This is a genomic window from Nonomuraea sp. NPDC004354 (assembly GCF_053602555.1).
This window is the reverse complement of sequence record NZ_JBSGDV010000048.1, coordinates 1-4,108: the sequence shown is the minus strand read 5'-3', so window position 1 is coordinate 4,108 and position 4,108 is coordinate 1. Positions and strand designations below refer to the sequence as shown.

Genomic DNA, 4,108 nt, shown 5'->3' with positions numbered 1-4,108 from the left:
GTACTGCACTCGAAGGGGTGTGGGAGAGTAGGTCGCCGCCGCGCAATCTTTACAGTAAGGGCCATCCCGGTTGGGGTGGCCCTTTCTGCTTTTCCAGGCCGTTTCGAGGGCGTGCCGTGGGTGGCCTTGCCAGGGGGGACCGTAGGCTGGCCTGATATGAGGACTGGATTCGCTGTTCCCGTGTCCGGGCCGTGGGCCACCCGCGCCAACATGCGCCGGATCGCCACCCGCGCCGAGCAACTCGGCTACCACGAGCTGTGGACCTTCCAGCGCCTGCTCTACCCCGAGGGTCACGCGATGGGCCCGACGTACCGCAGCGTCCACGACCCCATCGTCACTCTCTCCTACCTTGCCGGCGTCACCGAGTCGATCAGGCTGGGTGTCGCCGTGGTCAACGCCTACGAGGCGCCCGCTCTGGTGGCCAAGCAGGTGGCGTCGCTGCAGGAGGTCTCGGGCGGGCGGGTGTCGTTCGGGCTGGGGCTCGGCTGGCTGCGCGAGGAGTTCGAGGCCATGGGGGTCGACTTCGCGAAGCGTGGCCGCAGGGGTGAGGAGTTCATCGAGGTGCTGCGCAAGTGCTGGACCGACGATGTGGTCCGGCACGAGGGGGAGTTCTACCGGATTCAGGCTTCCCACATGGATCCGAAGCCGACGCCGATTCCGCCCATCCTGCTGGGCGGCGGGGCCGAGGTGGCGCTGCGCAGAGCCGGTCGGCTCGCCGACGGCTGGGTCAGCGCGAGCAGGGAGGACCTGAACGGCATCGCCGAAAAAATCTACATCGTAAAGGAGGCGGCACGGGAAGCCGGACGCGATCCCGAGGCACTGCGTTTCATCTGCCGAGGGGTCACCACGGTCACCGACGCCGTCGACGGGCCGCCGTTGACCGGGCCGTACGAGAAGATCAGGCAGGATGTGGCGGATCTGGCGGCTCGCGGGGTGACGGAGGTGTTCCATGACCTCAACTTCGTGGCCGACATCGTGACCGCCGCGCCTGAGGAGGCGATGCGCCGGGCGGAGGAGGCGATGGAGGCCCTCGCCCCCTGACGGACCCGTGCGCGGCAGCCGTTTCCCGGCCACTGACTGTCACCGGGAGTTGAAGGCGTGGCGGCTCCTGATCGAATGACGGAGCGATTCAACGGTGCCCTGTATCCCCACAACCCACGACCTGAGCCACGTGCGTGATGGTCGGCGACATGGGCCCGGCCCCGTCCGGGCGAACCGCACAGGATTGGTTCGGCCGCGCTGCCTTCGCCGGATGCCATCGTGGCCATTGGGCGTTGGAGTGTGTCGTCGTCCCAGGGCGCCCGGCGCGTTCCACGTGGATCGTCAGGTGCACACCTCACGGTCGGGTGGCGGACCGCGGATCATCGCTGCGCGCCGGGCTTCGTCCGCCGCTTCAGCTCACCGTGGACTCGAGTGCACGCGCCTCGTCGGGACGGTGTGTCTCGTGATATCCGCCCTCCGGAGTCCGGACGACGACTCCGGTTTCCACGCCGTGCTCGGCGACGTCGCGATCACGTGCTTGCAGGCCGAGGCAGAGCCAGCGGGTGATGACGAAGGCGACGATCGGGCCGACGAGGACGGCCACGCGAAAGGCGTTGGTCACGGATTCGAGTGACAAGTGGAAGACATGCGCGATCTGGTCGTTGGCCGCGGAGGCCCACAGCGATCCGTAGAACGTGACCCCGGCCGCCGCGAGACCGGTGCGGACCGGGGTGGCCCGTGGCCGGTCCAGGACGTCGTGTCGGGTGCGGACCCGGGCGAGGCGCTCCTTGTTCATCGGGCGCCCGTTCGCGTCGCGCCGCGCGCGATACGTCAGCACGCGCTCTTCGATCAGCGGGTACAGCGCCAGGACGGTGAAGAACGCGCCGGGTACGACCAGGCCGGGCACGAGAACGACGAGGCTGAGGGTGTGGCCGAAGACGGTGACCTCCCATGCGGGCATGAGCCGGAGCGCGCCGTCGATGAAGCCCATGTACCAGTCCGGTACGGCTCCCGCCGCCGTCTGGCCCGGGTTGGCCGGGCCGTACAGCCAGATGGGGGTGATCTGGACCAGCACGCCCATCATGACCAGCACCCCGACGGTCGCACCCGCCACCAGCGTACGGGTAGCGGGACGTCCCATCACCGCGCCGGGGAAACGTGTGTGGCCGTGCCGGCGGACCAGCCGGGCGCGAAGGGCCAGCAGGCCCGCCACGAGCAGTGGCAGCACCAGCACGTGCGCCCAGTACAGCCGGGGAACGATGTCCTCGCCTGGGAACGCTCCGCCGAACAGCAGCTGGTGGAGGTAGGTCCCGACGACGGGAATGGACAGCACGATGCTGTTGATGAGCCAGAGGCTGCCGCCTGACAGCAGGTCGTCCGGGAGGATCTTGCCGGTTTCCCCCGCGGCCATGGCGAGCGCCAGCAGCGTCACCCATGTCATCCACTGAGAGCGTCGGGGCCGGCGGAACGCGCCGGTCAGAAACATGCGTAGGAGCTGCAGCACGATGGCGGCGGCGAAGATGAGTGCCGCCCAGTGGTGCACTTGGCGGATGACCAGGCCGCCTGTGACGTCGAAGCTGATGCGCATGGCCGAGTCGAAGGCCGCGCTCACCTGAACCCCGTGCAGCGGGGCATAACCGCCGTCGTAGGTGACCCGTGACATGTCCGGATCGAAGAACAGCATGAGGAACAGCCCCGTCACGGTCAGGACCGCGAAGGAGTAGGCCGCGATCTCCCCGAACAGGAACGACCAGTGGCTGCCCCCGAACACCTGCTGCCGCATGCGTGACACGCGCATTCCGCCTCCAGGAAACTCGTCCTCTGTACAAAGGACTGAATTGCCGCCCGGAATGTGACATCGCGACCAGTGAGGTCGATCACGCTGCGGGCTCGGCCGAAGTCCCTCTACGGGGCCGGACCTCAGGGTGTCCGGGACGAGTAGGGGTGATCCCCGATGCCGCCCCCCCGCGTCCTCCGGCAGCATGGTGGTCATGAGAACGAGGGGCATGATCGCCGTGGCCACGTTGGCGCTCTCCGCGACGGTGCTGACGGGTTGCGGGTTCGCCGGGCTCGGCGTGGCGACGGACGAGAAGACCGAGTCGTACGAGGTCACCGACAAGGTCGTCCAGCTGACGGTGAGGGGCGGGGCCGGCGATGTCGTGGTCAACGAGAGCGACAGAGCCGGGATCAAGGTCACCGAGAAGATGCACTGGCGCGACACCGCGCCCCAGGCTTCGCACCCGGTGAAGGGGGAGGTCCTCGAGCTGTCCTACGACTGCGACAGGGCCTTGGACAATTGCTGGATCGACTACACGATCGACGTTCCCAAGGCGCTGAAGGTCAAGGTCGACATGGGCGCGGGTGACATCACCCTGCGCTCGCTGACCGGCGAGATCGAGGTGAAGACGGGCGCGGGCGACATCGGCGCCAGCGCGCTCGCGGGCAAGCGGTTGTCCGCCGAGACGGGCGCGGGCGAGCTCGATCTGAAGTTCGGCGGCGCGCCGGACAGCGTCGAGGCGCAGACGGGGGCGGGCGACGCCACGCTCCACCTCCCGCAGGGCCGCTACGACGTGACCACCGACAGCGGCGTGGGCAGTACCGTGGTGAAGGTGACCGACGACGCGAGCGCACCGCGCAAGGTCTCGGTCTCCTCCGGCGTCGGCGAGGTGAAGATCCTGCCCCAGTGAAGCGGCGGACGCCGTGGGGGCCGCCGAGACCCGACTCCGGGTCGGTCAGCGGCCGCGGCTCTCAGACGTCCGGCGATGGCGCGCCGACCTGAGGGGGGTTACCGCCGTCGACCGGTTCGATGCAACTCGCTACTTTCGGTAGATATCCGGTGAGGCGGCGGAGCCGGCCGATCCGGCTGCGGTCGACGCTCACGGGTGGCCAGATCTCCAGCTGGGGTGTGACGTGCACCGTCGGCTTCCGGCACCGTGATGACGAAATCGCCGCGTTCGTCGTCAGCGGACACTGGACGGCTTGGCCTTTCGGCGAGCTCCCCAACCACGACCTTGGCGACGAGTTCATCGGCACGGCCTCGGTGCTGGTGGAGTCGCGTAATCAACTGTCGCGTATTCGTCCAGCCGTCGAGTGCTGATGTGGCCGACCTGGGGCATGCTGGAGTCAT

The 4,108-nt window shown here is 68.4% G+C and carries 4 protein-coding genes; 3 read left to right on the top strand and 1 reads right to left on the bottom strand.

The features are described 5' to 3' along the window. Positions 1–156: 156 nt before the first annotated feature. Positions 157–1,041 carry a TIGR03619 family F420-dependent LLM class oxidoreductase gene (locus tag ACWENQ_RS45980; protein WP_449931802.1) on the top strand — a complete coding sequence of 295 codons (885 nt, stop codon included), beginning with the start codon at positions 157–159 and terminating at the stop codon, positions 1,039–1,041. Between the two features lie 352 nt (positions 1,042–1,393). On the opposite strand, the gene qcrB is transcribed toward ACWENQ_RS45980, so the two are convergent. Continuing rightward, the gene (qcrB, locus tag ACWENQ_RS45975; RefSeq protein WP_452419796.1) at positions 1,394–2,779 is read right to left on the bottom strand and encodes a cytochrome bc1 complex cytochrome b subunit; all 1,386 of its coding nucleotides are present in this window, start codon (positions 2,777–2,779) and stop codon (positions 1,394–1,396) included. A 193-nt stretch (positions 2,780–2,972) separates the two neighbouring features. On the opposite strand from qcrB, the gene ACWENQ_RS45970 reads away from it, so the two are divergent. Next, entirely contained in the window at positions 2,973–3,668 is a 696-nt protein-coding gene (locus tag ACWENQ_RS45970) for a DUF4097 family beta strand repeat-containing protein (protein WP_452419795.1), read from the top strand. Positions 3,669–3,886: 218 nt separating this feature from the next. Further along, positions 3,887–4,078: a hypothetical protein gene (locus tag ACWENQ_RS45965; RefSeq protein WP_449931792.1), complete on the top strand. Its 192-nt coding sequence runs from the start codon at positions 3,887–3,889 to the stop codon at positions 4,076–4,078. Positions 4,079–4,108: the final 30 nt, after the last annotated feature.

Bases quoted from the DNA above. Each gene is read 5' to 3' on its own strand.
- ACWENQ_RS45980 (WP_449931802.1), top strand. From the start codon at position 157: ATGAGGACTGGATTCGCTGTTCCCGTGTCCGGGCCGTGGGCCACCCGC.
- qcrB (WP_452419796.1), bottom strand. From the start codon at position 2,779: ATGCGCGTGTCACGCATGCGGCAGCAGGTGTTCGGGGGCAGCCACTGG.
- ACWENQ_RS45970 (WP_452419795.1), top strand. From the start codon at position 2,973: ATGAGAACGAGGGGCATGATCGCCGTGGCCACGTTGGCGCTCTCCGCG.